General features: G+C 55.5%; 9 protein-coding genes and 1 tRNA gene. 3 read left to right on the top strand and 7 right to left on the bottom strand.

Annotated elements, in window-relative coordinates; genetic code table 11:
* The first annotated feature begins 163 nt into the window (after positions 1-163).
* Positions 164-2110, top strand: a complete 1947-nt coding sequence (locus HFP54_RS20375) for a DUF4914 family protein (protein WP_146416369.1) — start codon at positions 164-166, stop codon at positions 2108-2110.
* An 85-nt stretch (positions 2111-2195) separates the two neighbouring features.
* Here HFP54_RS20375 and HFP54_RS20370 read toward each other — a convergent pair whose 3' ends face one another.
* Positions 2196-3713: a sulfatase family protein gene (locus HFP54_RS20370; RefSeq protein ID WP_390657958.1), complete on the bottom strand. Its 1518-nt coding sequence runs from the start codon at positions 3711-3713 to the stop codon at positions 2196-2198.
* A 157-nt stretch (positions 3714-3870) separates the two neighbouring features.
* Here HFP54_RS20370 and HFP54_RS20365 point away from each other — a divergent pair, with 157 nt between their 5' ends.
* Both HFP54_RS20365 and HFP54_RS20360 read left to right on the top strand, forming a co-directional pair.
* Entirely contained in the window at positions 3871-5634 is a 1764-nt protein-coding gene (locus HFP54_RS20365) for a hypothetical protein (protein WP_168566579.1), read from the top strand.
* Between the two features lie 393 nt (positions 5635-6027).
* A tRNA-Ala gene (locus HFP54_RS20360) sits at positions 6028-6100 on the top strand.
* A gap of 78 nt (positions 6101-6178) precedes the next feature.
* Here the strand turns inward: HFP54_RS20360 and HFP54_RS20355 are convergent.
* From HFP54_RS20355 to HFP54_RS20330, 6 genes are all read right to left on the bottom strand, one after another.
* Entirely contained in the window at positions 6179-7573 is a 1395-nt protein-coding gene (locus HFP54_RS20355) for a sulfatase family protein (protein WP_206036316.1), read from the bottom strand.
* Between the two features lie 175 nt (positions 7574-7748).
* Positions 7749-10217, bottom strand: a complete 2469-nt coding sequence (locus HFP54_RS20350; protein WP_168566663.1) for a family 78 glycoside hydrolase catalytic domain — start codon at positions 10215-10217, stop codon at positions 7749-7751.
* A 139-nt stretch (positions 10218-10356) separates the two neighbouring features.
* A complete protein-coding gene (locus HFP54_RS20345; protein WP_168566578.1) occupies positions 10357-13767 on the bottom strand; it encodes a family 78 glycoside hydrolase catalytic domain in 3411 nt (1136 codons plus the stop codon).
* Between the two features lie 86 nt (positions 13768-13853).
* Positions 13854-14051 (bottom strand): hypothetical protein, encoded by a 198-nt coding sequence (locus tag HFP54_RS20340; RefSeq protein ID WP_146416365.1) that lies wholly within the window; start codon positions 14049-14051, stop codon positions 13854-13856.
* A gap of 18 nt (positions 14052-14069) precedes the next feature.
* Positions 14070-15494, bottom strand: coding sequence for a purine-cytosine permease family protein (locus HFP54_RS20335; protein WP_168566577.1), 1425 nt, complete (start codon positions 15492-15494; stop codon positions 14070-14072).
* A 42-nt stretch (positions 15495-15536) separates the two neighbouring features.
* Positions 15537-16823 carry an L-rhamnose isomerase gene (locus HFP54_RS20330; RefSeq protein WP_168566576.1) on the bottom strand — a complete coding sequence of 429 codons (1287 nt, stop codon included), beginning with the start codon at positions 16821-16823 and terminating at the stop codon, positions 15537-15539.
* Positions 16824-16836 lie beyond the last annotated feature (13 nt).

Raw genomic sequence — 16836 nt, 5'->3', positions numbered from 1 at the left:
GATGGATATTTGTGGCCGACCGGTTCCCGCAAGACTTGCCGATCGGTGACGGAGGACCATTCGACTTGGGGTCTTGATAACCTAGGGGCCGAAGTATCCGGAATCACCTGACGATCCATCGGGTGAATCACCGACCGACGTCTCTTTTCTTGATGGATGATTCATGCCACTGAAAGAACTGCCGGAATTAACCCTCTCGCAATCAGCGATGAGTGTTTTGGAGGCCGCCGAAGCTGAAAACCGCCTGTCCCTGGTCGGTTCCGTTGCCGAATTAGTCGAAGCTGCGGCACCGGTCGACCAGCGAGACGCCGCCGGATATTACACCGTCGGGTATGACATCCCCGGCAAAGGCTTCATTCCCGAAGCCAAGGTGTGCGAAGTCAAAAATGGCATCGCGGCCAACTATTTGGATCCGTACATGCGACGTCGGGATCCGAACTGCATGGTCATCGGTGACAATCGCGAAACCGACAAGCCACGCTACGAAGACCGATTCGGTGAAGCTTTTGATGGGCTTCGGCAAGAAACGTTCGAATGGCTGAAAACCCAGCCGTTGTCCTGTTTCTTTTTCGAAACCGGCAGCAAAGACGACCCCATTCGCGCCGTTGCGATCTGTCCGACCAACGCGGCCTTCTTCGCACTTGGCTTGGCCATGCTGCAAGGTATCGTGCCGTTGGAAAAGGTCCGCAAGGCGGGCAGTGAGTATTTCCACAAAGCCATTCTGTACATCGCGCCGCCGTTTCGGCACACGCATTTCGAAGGCAAGCAAGTGGTTGTCCACAATCGTCGCTTTGACGATATGGGCAGCGATGGAAACACGACGACGCTTCACGAACTGTTTTCGTACAACTTGTATCCCGGCCCGTCCGCCAAGAAGGGCGTCTATGGGATGTTGTTGACCGCGGGCGAACGTGACGAACAACCTTGGACCACCGCACACTGCAGCACGGTTCAGGTCATCACGCCGTATGACAACACCACAACCATCATGCACGAAGGTGCGTCCGGCGGTGGTAAGTCGGAAATGCTGGAACAAATGCACCGCGAATCCGACGGTCGTTTGAAACTGGCCACCAACCTGATCACCGGTGATGAGCGGTTCCTGACGATTCCACGTGCGTGTGAATTGCATCCGGTCACCGATGACATGGCACTGTGTCACCCGGATCTGAAAGGTCCCGACGAACGGACACGCAAAGTGACGTTGGTGGACGCTGAAGCCGCTTGGTTCATTCGTGTGAATCACATCACTCGGTACGGCACCGACCCGCACTTGGAAGCGTTGACCACGCATCCCCCGGGACCGATCCTTCACTTGAACATCGATACCGTTCCCGGTTCGACGGCACTGATTTGGGAACACATCCAAGACGAACCCGGCGTCCCCTGTCCCAACCCTCGAGTCGTGATGCCGCGGGAATACTATCCCAACATCGTCGACGCACCGGTCACCGTGGATATTCGATCCTTCGGTGTGCGATGCCCACCGTGCACCATCGAAAAGCCGACCTACGGCATCATGGGTCTGTTCCATGTCTTGCCGCCCGCCCTGGCTTGGTTGTGGCGATTGGTGGCACCTCGTGGCCATGGCAACCCGTCGATCGTCGACACCGGCGGCATGCAGTCCGAAGGCGTGGGATCGTATTGGCCGTTCGCGACCGGACGTCGTGTCGACCAAGCCAACATCCTGTTGGATCAAATCACCGATACCACCGACACCATGTTCGTGCTGATTCCCAACCAACACATCGGTTGCTGGGATGTCGGATTCGCTCCGCAGTGGACCGTCCGTGAATACCTGGCACGACGCGGGGCATCCAAGTTCCGTGATAGCGAATTGGTCGAAGCCCGATGTCCGTTGCTTGGTCGGCATCGTCACACGATGCAGGTCGAAGGCCAAATCATCGGTACTTGGTTCTTTGACGTTTCGAAGCAACCCGAAGTGGGCGAAGCCGCCTACGACGCGGGCGCCGAGATCTTGTTCGACTTCTTCAAGACGCAACTGGCGAATTTCAATTCGCCCGATTTGTCGGCGACCGGACGAGAAATCATCGATGCCTGTTTGCAGGGCGCTAGCGTGTCCGATTACGACGACATGATCAAAGTTTGACAAAAAATGCGGCCTTCGGATGAAGGCCGCATCACGATTTGCATCGAATCCTCGCCAGGGACCCGTTAGGAGTTTTTGGCGAGGATTATTCGTATTCCCACTTCATGATCCACGGATCGTCGTACTGTTTTTGCAACTGTTTTAGTTTGCCCTGATACCGCTCCAAAACGTCGGCATGACCGGGGCTGTCAGCCAGATTGTTTGATTCGTTTGGGTCATCGGCGATGTCGAACAATTCAAATTCAGGTCGCTGAACATACTGGCCGACGGTTCGCGTCCCATACGGGGCATCGGGGCCTTTCGCCCATTGAGCCTGCCAACTGCTTGCCGCCCAAAGATCCGACGCAAAGGGATAAGGCAGCGGGTGCGCGATGTTCCAGATAAGTTTGTATTTCGCATCGCGAATGACACGCATCGGATAGTACATCTGAATCTCGTGAAACGTGTGCGAGGCAAAGATCTGTTCGTGGTGGGCGTCGTCTGGATTGGCCAGGCAATGCATCCACGATCGGCCGTGATAGTGGTCGAATGGTTTGCCACCGTTTCGGTTTTCTTGTTCTGCTTCGTCACGTTCTTTCCAGAACTTTTTGACATCGATGATGTCCTTGGGGCGATTGTTTTTCGTGTCCAGACCTCCGGCAAAATCCAGCAATGTTGGTGTGATATCGATGTGGCTGATCATTGCATCCGATTCAACGCCGCGACGCGATTGATAGGGATCCCGGACGACCATGGGAACCCGTAGGCCGCCCTCGTACACCGTTGTCTTTCCGCCAGCGAATGCCATTCCATGGTCACTGGTGAAAGCGATCAGGGTCTTGTCATACAGGTCGGCGTCTCGAAGGATCTGAACCAGGCGTGCCACTCCTTGGTCGATGCGTGCACAGGACTGGTAATACTGTGCAAGTTCACTGCGGGTTTCCGGTGTGTCGGGCAGGAAACTGGGGACCACGACGTCGGCCGGATCAAAGAAGACCTCTTCGACCCCTTCATATGCCCCTTGCTTCGGCTTGTTTCCAAAAAGATTGGGTTTCAGATCCAATGGGGACGATCGATCGACCCCACCACCGCGGTGCGGATCCGAGGTCGCAAAGTACAGAAAGAAGGGCCGGTCATCGGACGAGTCGGTGATAAAATCCGCGCTGGCTTCGGCCATCGACACTGCGTTTCGACCGTTACCCTGGATCACCGTTTCATAGTGATAGACCGCTTCGGGCGCGACGTGGTATTTGCCGATTCGGGCGGTACGATAGCCCGCACGCTGCATCACACGTGGCAACGCCAGCGCGGCGACGTCGTGAAATGACGCAAACTTATGGTAATGATGTTGGTGACCGAACTGGCCGTTGCGATGATTGTGCAGACCGCTCATCACCACACTGCGACTGGCGCTGCAGGACGCCGTGGTGGCATAGGCATTGCGAAAGACCATGCCGTCGGCAGCGATCGCATCGATCGCGGGCGTCACGGCAACGGGATCGCCATAGCACCCCAGCGTCGGGCTTTCATCATCGGTGATCACAAAGATCACGTTTCTTTCGGCTGCCTCGGCAACCGCGTCTAGCGCGAGATGGGCTACCAAACAGGTGATGGCGACTAGAATGAATCTGCGTCGGGTATTCACGGGACGTTCGTCTCGGTCGTTAAGTGGGAACAGGATGTCAGGGATCACAACCCAACAGTCTACGCCGAAGGCGGACATGTTTCAGAGGTTCGGTGCATGTGCCCGCCAGCGCTTGGGGCGACCGATCGGTTCGTCGATGATCCTGGCATGTGTTCTGATGCTCCGGGCCTTGTCCGTCGACGATTCAATGGGGCAAGAATCAGTCGACGCTGATTCTGCCACCGCGTCTTGGCCCGACCGTATCACATGCATGGATCCGTGGTCCGAAGCCGACCGTGGATCATCCGAAGTGGCTGATGCGGTCGCGCGGGCTGATCCACCCCGTGCGGTGGGACCAACCGACCTCGCTTCGATTCGGCACTGCTTGAACCCACGGGCGATCGACGCATGGGAAGCCTATCAACAATTGTGCCGGGCGTTTCAACAGGAACCAGACGATCCGGCAATTGCACGATTTCTGGGAATCAGTCGACCATCACCATCGCAACTTCGTGACCGCGGTGGTCGCGGAGCACCGTCGTGGCTGGGCTGGGATCGAGGAACCTATCGGACTTACGAATCGTCACATTTCGTGATCCACAGCCAAGCCGACGAAGCATCCACGCGATTGATCGCCTCCGATTTGGAACGCACCTTCTGGATTTGGACACAGTTGTTTTTCCCGCTTTGGGAATCGCGTTCGCAGGTTGCTCGGACGTTTGCCGGACTGACAGAACCGACGGTCGCCGATGTGGTTCAACGAATTCGCGATACACAGACGACACTAACAGATTCGACAAGGATGCGGATCGTTGTCTTTGCCGATCGCACCCGTTACCAGCGTGCTTTATCCAAAGCGGTGCCGGGAATCGAAAACAGTACGGGTTTTTACGCCGACGGACGTCGTACCACGTTTCTGTATGTCGATCCCATCGATGACGCGGCGACCCGGCGTCATGAATTGACACATCAACTGTTTCGCGAGGCGACGGATTCCCGTCTGGGACGCACCATGCCGGGATCGCAAGGCGATTTTTGGTTGGTCGAGGGGATCGCCGGATACGTCGAATCACTTCAAGGTTCCTCCCATGCGGCGACTCTTGGCGGATGGGATAGCCCACGGTTGCAATTCGCACGTTATCGCGTTCTGGCCAACGTCGAATACTTGGATCCGGAATCGTTATGGAGACAGCCGGTTCGTGAGGTTCAAAAGCGATCGGATTTGGCACCGTGGTACGCCCACGCCATTCTTCACACGCATTGGTTGATGGACCCACCGAACGATCAGTTTGCGTGGGTCTTGGATCGCTTGGCAAAACTGTATGCGATTCGAATCCCTTGGGCGAACCAACCCCAGGTCCAGCCGCCCCGCCAAAGCGACTTGGAATCTTTTCTGCGTGTCGATGATTCGCATCTACAGCGCAATCCGACGGATCGCGCGATGAAACAATTGTGCCTGGCGCGATGCGAAGTCACCTCCGACGGCTTGCGATCGATTTCTCCGCAAGTCGGCTTACAGTGGCTGGATCTATCGGGGGTGTTTTTGACGTCCGACGATCTTTCGGTCTTGGACCCCAACCCGACGTCGCTATTACAGTTGAATTTGGAGAACACAGCCGTCGACGAAGCCGCGTTGCCGTGGATCGGTCGCGCTATTGATTTGACGGAATTGGACGTCAGTTGGACAGAGATTGATGACCGCTTAGCCGATCATTTGATGAACCACAAAAAGTTACAGACGGCGTGGTTGACCGGCAGTCGCGTCGGTGACGAAGTCCTCAGGATCCTACAATCCATCGCGACGCTACGGTCGATCGATGTTCAGCGGACCCGGGTCAGCGACGGCGTCTTGCAACAGTTCCGAGCCGCCCGTCCGTCGGTCGCTGTGAACCCGCTGGAACTGCGAAATTCACCGCAATGAGATCGAGGTGCCGTTGTCCCATTTCGCCCTGACGTCGATCGTGGCGTCTCGATCACCGCCCTCCAAAGGCCGCCTTGCCCGGTGGAAAGCCTGCGACGGGCTTGGATCTCGGACGTCCAAAACGCAGGGTCTGTGCTGTCCAGCGAGGCTCAGTTCTGGGGTGGCTGTCTGCCAGCGGGTGACGGATCGGTGGTGCGGCCCGCAACTCCTCCGCCAGGATCAATCGGGACAACGGGTGGAATCGAGTTGGCCGAAGGATTGAATCAGAACCGCGCCATGCGTCGGTCGCGTTTTTCGCCGGTCGATCACCATGTACGGGCTTGACGACCGGCAAATTTTCATGCTACTTTCCTGCACTTCTGGCAACGGTTTTCGGCCGTCGTCGGTCCTCCTGGGGGATTAGCTCAGTTGGGAGAGCGCTACAATGGCATTGTAGAGGTCATCGGTTCAAGTCCGTTATCCTCCACCTTCAAGAACAAAAGCCGCTGATCAGGTGTGATCGGCGGCTTTTTTCGTCGCATCTCGGTTCCTGTCGTCAACGGTGCTATCGTGCGGCGGCTTTCAATTCGGCAAATCGATCACGCATATCACGCAAGGTATCCGCGTGCTCCGGATCGCCGGCCAAGTCGTTTTCTTCGCGCGGGTCGCTTCGTAGATCGAACAGTTGTTCGTGATCAAATTCGGGCCAATAGAAATATTTCCAGTCGCGACGCACGAGTGCTTCGGATGCCGGAATGAAGTCTTTGCTGCGTAGCATCGGGTGTTCGTAAAAGAACTCGCTTCGCCAATCTGATTCTTGGTCCGCAAGGTACAGAGAACTGACGTCCCTGCCCTGCATCGTTTCGGGGACGTCGACGCCTGTGGCGGAAAGGATGGTCGGGGCCAGGTCGACATTCAGAGTAAATGCGTCATTGGTTTGGCCACGGATGCTGTCGGGCATCCGCGGATCGCGAATGATCAATGGAACACGAATGCTTTCTTGGTGTGGGTACCACTTATCCGCCAAGCCGTGTTCGGCATGGTAATAGCCATTATCCGTGGTAAAGATGACCAGTGTGTTGTCGCCGAGCCCCTGCTTTTCAAGCTCTGCCAGGATTCGCCCGCAAGTCGCATCGACCTCGGTCGCCAAACGATAGTAGTTCTTCATCATCGTTTGGTATTTCTGGGGCGTGTCAAATCGCCAGTGCCATCGGTTGCGTCCTTCGTTCTTTTCGTTGCCCACGAAGTCAGGCAATCGTTCGAACGACTCTTGTGTTGCGTTGGGTGCCACGGGAACGGTCACGTCCCGATACAGGCTCATGCTTTCGGGCTGAGGCAGAAACTGCTTTGGGTTGGAATCTTCCGCGTGGGTCGCAAAGAATGCCACGGTCAAGCAGAACGGTTGATCAGTCGGACGCGTTTTCAAAAATTCCAACGCGTCCATCTCGTTCTTTTCCGTCACATGAATCTTGGATCCGTCGGGCTGCGTCACCCAGTGTTTTCCAAAATACGACCGGCTAAAGTCGAATTTGTCAGCGGGAATCTTTCCGTTGTGCCATTTGCCGACATGTCCCACGAAATATCCATGTTCACGAAGCAATCCGGGGAAGGTCTTTTGCCAAGGTGTCGTCCAGGGTTTGAAGGAGCGATTGCCGTGGCGTGACATCCATTGGCCGGTAAAAAGCGTCGCACGACTGACACCGCATATCGACGTCGTGACGCAGTTTTGCGTGAACCGGATTCCTTCCCGTGAAAGTTCGTCTAGCGTTGGTGTTTGAACTACCGGGTTTCCTGCAATGCCCAACGTGTCGTGACGCCAATCATCGGCGTACAGCAGCAACACATTCAGCGGTTCGGATTCAGTTGAACCGTGTTCGGACGTATCCGCGCCAGCAAACGCCGGCCATGCAATCACCAGAACCAACGGGCACACGGTGGCAATCAGAAGTCGCATTGTCATGATGTCATTCGATGATGGTGTTTCGTAAGAAGTTTTCGATCAGCCCGACACGGAATCGCTGTGATCTTTCAACGTGTCATCGCGACGGGTGGCAAGGTTGCATTTCCGAACAAACCCGGACAATCACTGCTTTTTGCCATCCGACGCGGGTGAGATGATCGAATCGGCGACGCCCCTATCGCACTTCGACGGTGGTCGTCCCCTGGATCATTTGACCGACGATCCATCGTTCTCCGCTGCGTGTCGCATCGACCTTGGATCCGTCGATGAACACGCCCGTGGTGTCTTTGCCGCCCGGCAGGTTCAATTTCGCCGTCATTTCAGGTGGCAGCGCCACTGTCATGCGAAAGGCGTCATCGTTCGTCCAGTCGACTTCGACGGGGCCAAGCGGTGTGGGGACTTTGCCACGGGCGAACGACAGACCGCTGGTGCAGGGACGAATCATAGCGTTTGACCAACCGGGGACGTTCGGCTGAACACCCAAGACGTAACGCGGCAGCAGGTTCGCAGGGGCCGCGCCCCAAGCATGGTTCCAATCCTGATTGGGTTTGTACTTCATGTCCCAGGCTTCCCAACTGATCGTTGTGCCGCTGTCGATCATGTGTTTCCAACTTCGGTCCCCGTCGGCGGTCATCAGATCGATTGCGTGCTGATCGCCACCATTGGCGAACAAAGCGTCCATCAAATACTGCGCGGCATAGACGCTGCATTGCATTCCTCGTTGCTGCAGCCATGACGTGACACTCTGACGGTTTTCCTCGGGAACAATCCCGAAAGCCAGCGGAAAGAAGTTCGCATGCAGACTGCTATGATCCGTACCGACACCATCACGATAGATACCGGTCTCCTGATTCAAGGCTTGATCATTTAGCGATGCCGTGGCCATCTCTGCTCTCGCCTGAAAGGCTTGTGCTTCCTCTTCCTTGCCAACGGCTTTCGCCATCTCGCTCATCTGTTTCAGCGCTTGAATGTGAAACGCATTGACCACCGTGTTGACCTCGGTGAACACAAAGCCGTCACGTTCGTTTTTGGGCCAATCCACGATGTCGTGCCGACTTTGATCCAATTCGTCGCTGCGAACCAATCCGTCATCGCCACAGCGGTGAATCAGCGTCTTGGTTTTCAATTCTTCGTAGCGATGCTTCAGCCACTGGGTGTCCCCCGTGTGCATCCAATGGGCATGGGCCATGAAGACCATGTGAGGCGCCCATTCGGTCGGCCAAGTTCCGTTTTCCATCAACCAGTCGAAGGTGCGTGCCGCCATGGTGACGTCGTCGTCCGTCGTATAGTGGCTCAATTGATTCAGGTAAGCGTCACCTTCGTAAGGGATCCGTTCGCGATCTCCGTCCACATAAACGCCGGCAAACGTCGTGGCTTTGATGCTGTATTTGCACAGACCCCAAATGCGATTCAGGATGTCGCTGGAACACTGAAATGAACTTGCGTCGTCATTCCAAGCCGCCGAATACGCGGCGCGACGGCGAATCAGTTCGTACGGAAAATCTGCGTCCAGACCTTCGATTTCCACCCAACGGAACGGCATCACCGATCGCCATTGCGGCGGTGTCAGTACGGCGGGTGGATTCGCGTACATCAAACCCGCCTGTTCAATATTGCGCTCATCCACCGGGGTCGGCACAATCCAGTTTCCTCGTTGCTGTCCGAGACGAATCTGTGTCATTCCGTAACGAACCGTCCCCGGCGGTTCACGATCAATTGAACCGTCCTTCAGTTTTTCGCCAAAGTGCACTTTGGCAGTGCCACGACCGGACGCTGGAACCGGCATCACAATGTTTCCAAAGGCGACTTTTCCAAAATCGATTTGGGTGGTTTTGTCGTCGACACGTCGAATCGTGACGGGTTCTTGCTCGGTCAGCTTGACATGGTCTAGACCAGGAATCACAGGCAAGGGTTTGATAAACAAGTTGCGAAACCGATAGGTTTGTCCCTTTTCACCATGGTGCTGGATCCCGATGTATCCGCTGGCGTCCGTCGTGTCACGGAACCGAGTGGTTTCCACTCCATTGACTTCGATCCGAATCAGATCCTTCATACACGTGATGACGTATCGATTCCATCCATTGCGATTCAGTGCATCACGGACGCGCGGCGTCGCAAAGAATTGTTTGGATTCATCGGAATGTTGCAAGAATTGATCGGTGGAACGTCCGGCCGTGCTCGGCCAGACCCAGCCGCGTCGAGATTCATCGTAAAGTCCGCCTGACCACCGTCGATCGGAACCGTCGCATTCGGCCTGATAGCCGTAGACTTTTTTTGCGGCTTCATCGTCCACATGACAGCGAAACATCACGCCTGAATTGGCGGGACCTTCGGGCAAGTGAATTTCAACACTGAGCCGAAAATCCGAATATTTCTGTTCGGTCACCAGGAAGAACTTCTTATCCGCCAGCAAGTGGATTTCACCGTCCACCACCTTGGCTTCACCGTGCGGATAGGGGTTTCTCCAGCCGGTCAGGTCCTTTCCGTTGAAAAGCGGGATGTAGCCACGGTCGGCCATATCGGCAAACACTTCGGGACCCGACGCGTCTGCCTTGGGTTTTGATATGGATGCAATGTCGACTTCTTGCGCGCCCGAACCAGCAATCGTCAGCCACGTGACCATGATCAGTGTCGTGTATCGCAACGTTGTCATTTGATGTCTTTCATAGGAGGGGGGGCATTTTCGAAGCGGTTGGTGCCGTGTGTGGCATGTACCCTTGGCGGCGACCCATTGGTGTTGAAGGTGAACGTGATTTCAGCTTTGGTGCACGCCGACGGCACTTCTAATCAGGCAATTGGAAAAGCGTGATGGACTGGACCGTCATTTCTGCCACATCGGCATAGGGATCGAAATTGGCAAAGGGATCAAACCTAATCATGGAAACTGGACCGTCGCCGGGAATCGCGAAGAGGTAGTCTTGAACACGATCGGTCTTGGACAGTTTTCGCTTGCTAGATAGATCGCCACGAAAACCTTGGCCGGGACGAGCCCAGAAGAACTGACTGGTCGCACCGTTGTCGGGCATCGCCCGCAATTGAATCACCAATTGACCTTCGGCGGGCGCGGCCAATCGAACCGCCATCTGTGAGTCGTTGCCCGTTGCCGCCACAATGGTTTTTCCATCCCGATGGTGCAGTTTCAGATTGCTGCGTTCGGTCCACTGATCGAACGACTGGGCGTTCGTGAAGTCCCACGACGCGATCTTTCGTGCACCGGCCAAATCGATGCCATCCGGGTTGACTGAAAAGTCTTTTGGTTCGGATGTGGCCAAGGGTGTGGCGGCGGATGAGACGCTCGGAATCGCGGCAAATTCATAGGTTCCTGAAGGAATTGATAAAACCGCAACGTCCGGTGTCTTGTCGATCAGAGAAACATTCGAGCGATCGCCCAACGGCTTGCCGCCTTCGGTGATGCTGTCCGAATCGCTGGTCGGAAGATAAACCGTCGCGGTTGTGTTGGCTGGGATCCGGACCTTCAATTGAAACTCGCCATCGGTCAAAGCCCATTCACTGCGGATCGGACCACGAATCGAATCATAGGACGCTTTGACCCAATGGATCGGTTCTCGCATCGCGTTGCTTCCAGGGGACGGTGGGCCGGGACGAATGATGATGTGCTTGAACCCGGGCCCGTCGGACTGGATGCCCGCCAGGGTTGCAAACATCCATTCACAGACTGCACCGAACGCATAATGCGAGAAGGAATTCATTGCTGCATTATGCCGACCAAATGCATCTTCTTTGGTGTAGCTGTCCCACCGTTCCCAAATCGTGGTTGCACCATTGACGATCTCATAGCCCCACGACGGGAAATCACGGGACTGCAATAGGAACGTCGCTAAGTCGTGCTGGCCGGATGACGACAACACGGGTAACAAGGGGCGCGTGCCCAGGAACCCGGTTGACATTCGGTTGCCGTTGTCGGCAAGCATCTTGGCAAGGTGTTGTCCGGTCTTTTCGCGAAGGTTGTCCGGAATCAGATCGGCATACAGCGCCAGTGCTTGAGCCGTTTGGGTGTTAACGTTGACGCTGCCGTCATCGTTGAGATACTTCGCTTGGAAAGCAGCCTTCGTGGCCAGATACTGTTTCATGTAGCGATCGTGCTGAGCATCACGACCAATGGCGGTGGCCATCTCTGCCATCATTTTCGATGAAATGGCTAGGTAGATGGTGTCGATATAGTCCAGCGGTGTCGTTCCTCCCTGCGTCAACCAATCGCCCCAAGCATTTCCGTGGTTGATTCCCAGGTGATCGACGCAAGTATCCATACGCCACTGCATGAACTTCGTCATGGGATCCCAGCAATCATGAATGATGCGGGTATCGCCGTAGAACTGCCAGATGGTCCAGGGACAAATGACGCCGGCATCGGCCCATGCCGTTCCGAAGTCCCAGCCATGTTGAAATGGAAACGGAGCGTATCCGGGGAAGGCACCACTGGGCCGTTGTGATTCCATCAATTCCCGCAGCCATTTCGTATAGAACGCACCAATGTCGGCGTTGTATGCCGCGGTTGCCACATAGGCCTGTGCATCCCCGGTCCAGCCCATTCGTTCGTCTCGTTGCGGACAATCGGTGGGCAGATCCAGGAAATTCGATCTTTGCGTCCACAGGACATTGCTAAACAGCTGGTTCACCATGGGGTCGCTGCATTCAAACGAACTGACCATGGGGGTGTCGCTGTGCATCACCAGCCCAGTCACGGTGTCCTGATCGGGCGTGCCTGGGAAATCGGACAACTCCACATAGCGGAACCCATGAAAGGTGAACCTCGGTTGATAGGTCTCCCCGTTGGGATTTCCGCGGCAGACATAGAAATCGGTCGCTCGAGCCTTTCGTAAGTTTTCGGTCATCAACCGACCATCGGGATGCAACATCTCGCCGTATCGGATGCGAATCTTCTGTCCGGATGAACCCTTGACCATCAACCGAATCGTCCCGGCAAAGTTTTGCCCCAGATCGATGATGAATGTTCCCGAACCGCGATCAACAATTGCCTGGGATCGGACCTTCTCGGTGATTCGCACAGGCACACCTGGGAAAGCTTCCAATTTCGGACGCTGGAACCCAAGGTTGCGGTCTTGTCCAAGGTTCTGCACGCCCTGCCCCGGGCGTGTCGGATTGCGACGTTGATAAAACGTGGCGACCGGGTGTCCGTTGTCTTCGGCCAACACAGCTGGTTGCCATGATTCGTCATCGAAGCCAGGCGATGACCAATTTGGTGTTTCTAAACGGGCATCATAATATTCACCCATCAGCAAATCGGCTTCGCGTATGGGACCTTCTTGGGTGACCTTCCACGACGGATCAGTGGCGATCACTTGACGCGACCCGTCGGCGTATTCGATTTCCAATTGGGCCATCAAGGACGGCGTTTTGCCGTAGGTCGCACGACCAGTCTTTTCGGTTCCCATGCCGGTCAGCAGGCCAAACCCGACGTATCCGCTGTACCAACCATCGGCCACCCATGCACCGATGGCATTGTCGCCGGCGTGCAACATGTCGGTCACGTCATAGGTGTTGTAATAAGCACGCTTCCGATAGTCGGTCCAACCAGGTGCAAAGAAGGCATCGCTGACACGTTCGCCGTTCAAGTGCAGTTCATAAATACCCAAAGCGGTCGCATAAACGGTCGCGCGGACAACACGCTTCTCCGCATGGAAATCTTTGCGGTATTGCTGCGCCGGTGGCAAATGAAGTTGGGCGGTGTCCCTATAAACCGGTGACGTGTCACGGACACTAATATAGTTGGCCGTCCAATCCGATTCTTTCATCAGTCCCATCGACCAACTGGCGGTGGGACTCCAGCTTTGGGGACGTCCGTCGCCGTCCCATACGCGTACTTTCCAATAGCACCGCTGACGGCTCTTTAAAGGGACGCCCTGGTAAGTCACAAACAGCGTTTGATCCGAATCGACTTTCCCGCTGTCCCAAAGGTCGCCCTTGTCGTTGACCAAATGCTGCTTGGTGGAAGCGACCAGAATTCGATAAGCCGACTGGGATTGGTTCCGCTGATCCGACTGAACGATCCACGATAGCCTTGGTGATTCCTGATCGATTCCCAACGGGTCCTTTCGGTACTCGCAGCGAAGATTTGTCGGTTCAATCGCTCGGACGTCTGACGGAGTTGCCACGATGAACCATAGAGCCGAGCAAACGACGGTCCATGCTGCTTTGCAATGTTGTGCGCACATGAGACTACCTTGTCATTGATCAAAATGACCAGCAACGGAAATGTGAAAGGGATGACGCATCCAGTCGATGATTGATCGGATGTCGTTTAGATTTCGACTTCGGCGGAATCCACCTGCAATCGACGACTCATCCATGTCGGGGTCACCAAAAACCAAACCACGGTGCCGACCAATGCTGTCCACTTCACCGTGGGAAGATCAATGATCCCCGCAAAATGCAACATGCAGGGGACCACGACCAACCCAAGGGCAACCGCCGAAATTGTCTTTAGAAGAATATTCATGACAGGGCTCGCAATTGATCAGTTGTGGTCGTTGCCGAGATTTGGATTTTGAAGAACCTTGCTAAAGATCAGGTAAAGAATCGCACAGGCGACCCAGCAAGGAATCACGGCGTAGGCTGCAAAAAGACCCTGGACGAAAATCAGGTACAGTCCGACGACCACGGGCAGCACCCAAGCCACCAACACCGCGATATTGATTTGTGTGCCGCTTTTTGATGCGTACTGATCCCGCAGACCAAAGCGTTTCATCAGATAAAAGTCGACAAAGATAACGGCGCCCATGGGGCCCAGCACGGTTCCATAGGTCCCAACAAAATCCAATAGTTTGGCGGATAAGTTGGGAAAGGCACCCGCCACGGTTGCCACTGTGCCGGCCACCAATGTCATCGCGGTACGTGAGCTTTTCGGAAGCATGCCTTGGAACGCCAGGCCCGCACGATAAATCGTGGGGTTCGCCGTTGTCCAACCTGCGATGATGACACAGATGATTCCGGTCCAGCCTACCGACTTGTATGCAAGTAGTCCGGGATTGGCCGTAACTTTGCCATCGTCGCTCAACACCAATTCCGGTTGGACCTTGATCAAAGCGGCCAACAAGAATCCGGCACTGATCCATGCCATGTAGTGACCCAGAAACATCCCAATCGCGGGTGCCCAACCGGATGATCGACTGCGGGCGAATCGGAAAATGGAAAGATCCGCCATCCCGAAATGCATCGCTCCGTTGCACAGCCACGCGAAAACGACGATCTGCCAAAAGCCAAACGTCTGTGGACCATTCTTTTCTTGCACGAACGCAATGGATTCATTCCAGAATTCACCGCTGGAGAGCTTTTCCATACTGGTCACATTCATTTGCGCCAGTGAGACAATTCCACATGCGGCGAAAACGCCGATCATCCAGGGTGCGGCAATATTGGCAAACCGGGCGACGCGTTCGTAACCACCTGCCGCAACTGCCGTGATGACCACACCGACGATGAAAACCAGGACCGTGAACGAAGTGTTGCTGAGACCGAGAACGGTTTCCGGAACATCAAAGGTGATATCAAACGGGACGCCCACCGCGGACGCCGAAACCGTGATCATGGCACCCGCGAGGAAACAAAACAGCAGACCGTTGACCAAGTTGTATAGCTTGACCAGCGACCCGCCGGCGATGCATTCCAATTGATAGTACAGCGTTAGACGCTTGGCGACCGCAATCGGAACGACCAGGAAACGCCAGGTCAGCACCGCCAGGATGTTTCCCAGCAACAGCCCCAACAAGAGATCGGAAAGGCTGGCACCGGCCGCCAGAAATAGCGGCCCAATCATGAATTCGGTGCCGGCGGCGTGTTCGCCGGCATACATGCCCCAGAATTTCCCGCTGCCCAGTAGTGCCGAGTCCGGCACTGGTTCGCGTTCAAATTCTCCGCCTGAATTTGATTCTGCTTCGCTCATTTCAACGACGACCTGATAGATTTGGGCGTGAACGGAATGACGTTAGATGATGGACGGAGCAATATCGCTGCGATCGGCCAAGATGCTGTTTTCGTAATGACGCACGTTGGACAGCCACTGTGACCCGCTGGGGACGCCCGTGGATTCGCAGTAATAGTCCCAGACGGCACCCAACGGCATCGTCTTTTGTTCTTCCATCAACGCCAACCGTGTCGTGTAATCGCCTTCGGCTTCGGCCTTCTGCAACAGGTCGACCGGTTCCAGCAGAGCCGCCAGCAATGCCTTCAAGACATTGCGTGTACCGATCACCCACGCTGCCACGCGATTGATACTGGCATCAAAGAAATCCAAGCCGATGTTGACACGCTGCAAGTATCCGCCGCGTACGATCTCTTGCATGATCGCCTGTAGTTCGTCGGTGTAAGTGACAACGTGGTCGCTGTCCCAGCGAACACCGCGACTAACATGCAACAGAATCTGTGGCAGGTACATCAACACCGACGAAATCTTGTCCGAGATCACTTCGGTGGGATGAAAGTGACCGGCGTCCAAGCACAGCACTTTGTCGCGGGACATCGCGTATCCCATGTAGAACTCGTGGGACCCGACCACATAGCTCTCACTGCCGATCCCGAACAACTTGCATTCCACCGCATCCAGCGTGTAATCGGACGCCAAGGGTTCGGCAAATACAGCATCCAGCGAATCCGCCAATCGTTCACGAGGTTGCCGACGATTGGCCGGTGTGTCTTTGTAGCCGTCGGGAACCCAGAAGTTGTTGATGCACGGGTTGCCTTGATCCGCACCCATCGCGGCGGCGATTTTGCGGCACGCGATTCCGTGGTCGATCCAGAACTGGCGGATGCCCGGATCGGAATGAGCCAGAGTGAACCCGTCTGACGCGTTGCGGTGCGAAAAGAAGCTGGGGTTGAAGTCCAGGCTGATCTGTTGGTCACGGGCCCAGTCGATCCAACCCTGGAAATGCGAGACCTCAATTTCATCTCGATCTGTCGGCGTTTCAAAGTCGCCGTACAACGCGTGCAGATTCAGCCGGTGCTTTCCGGGAATCAGCGAATAGGCCAACCGCAAATCGCTGCGAAGTTCGTCGGCGTTTCGGGCACGCCCGGGGTAGTTACCCGTGACCGCCAAGCCATCGCCCAAGGCCCGGGCGTCACTTTCAAATCCCACGACGTCATCACCCTGCCAGCAATGCACCGAAACGGCAATGTTGGACAACATCGACAATGCCGCTTTGACGTTCACGCCGATCGACGCGTATTGCTCCGATGCGAGCTCAAAGGCGGCGTCACAGTTTGGGGTCGAAGTCATTTTGGTTCCTTTA

Source organism: Crateriforma spongiae (assembly GCF_012290005.1).
GTDB lineage: Bacteria > Planctomycetota > Planctomycetia > Pirellulales > Pirellulaceae > Crateriforma > Crateriforma spongiae.
This window is presented reverse-complemented; position numbering and strand designations above follow the sequence as displayed.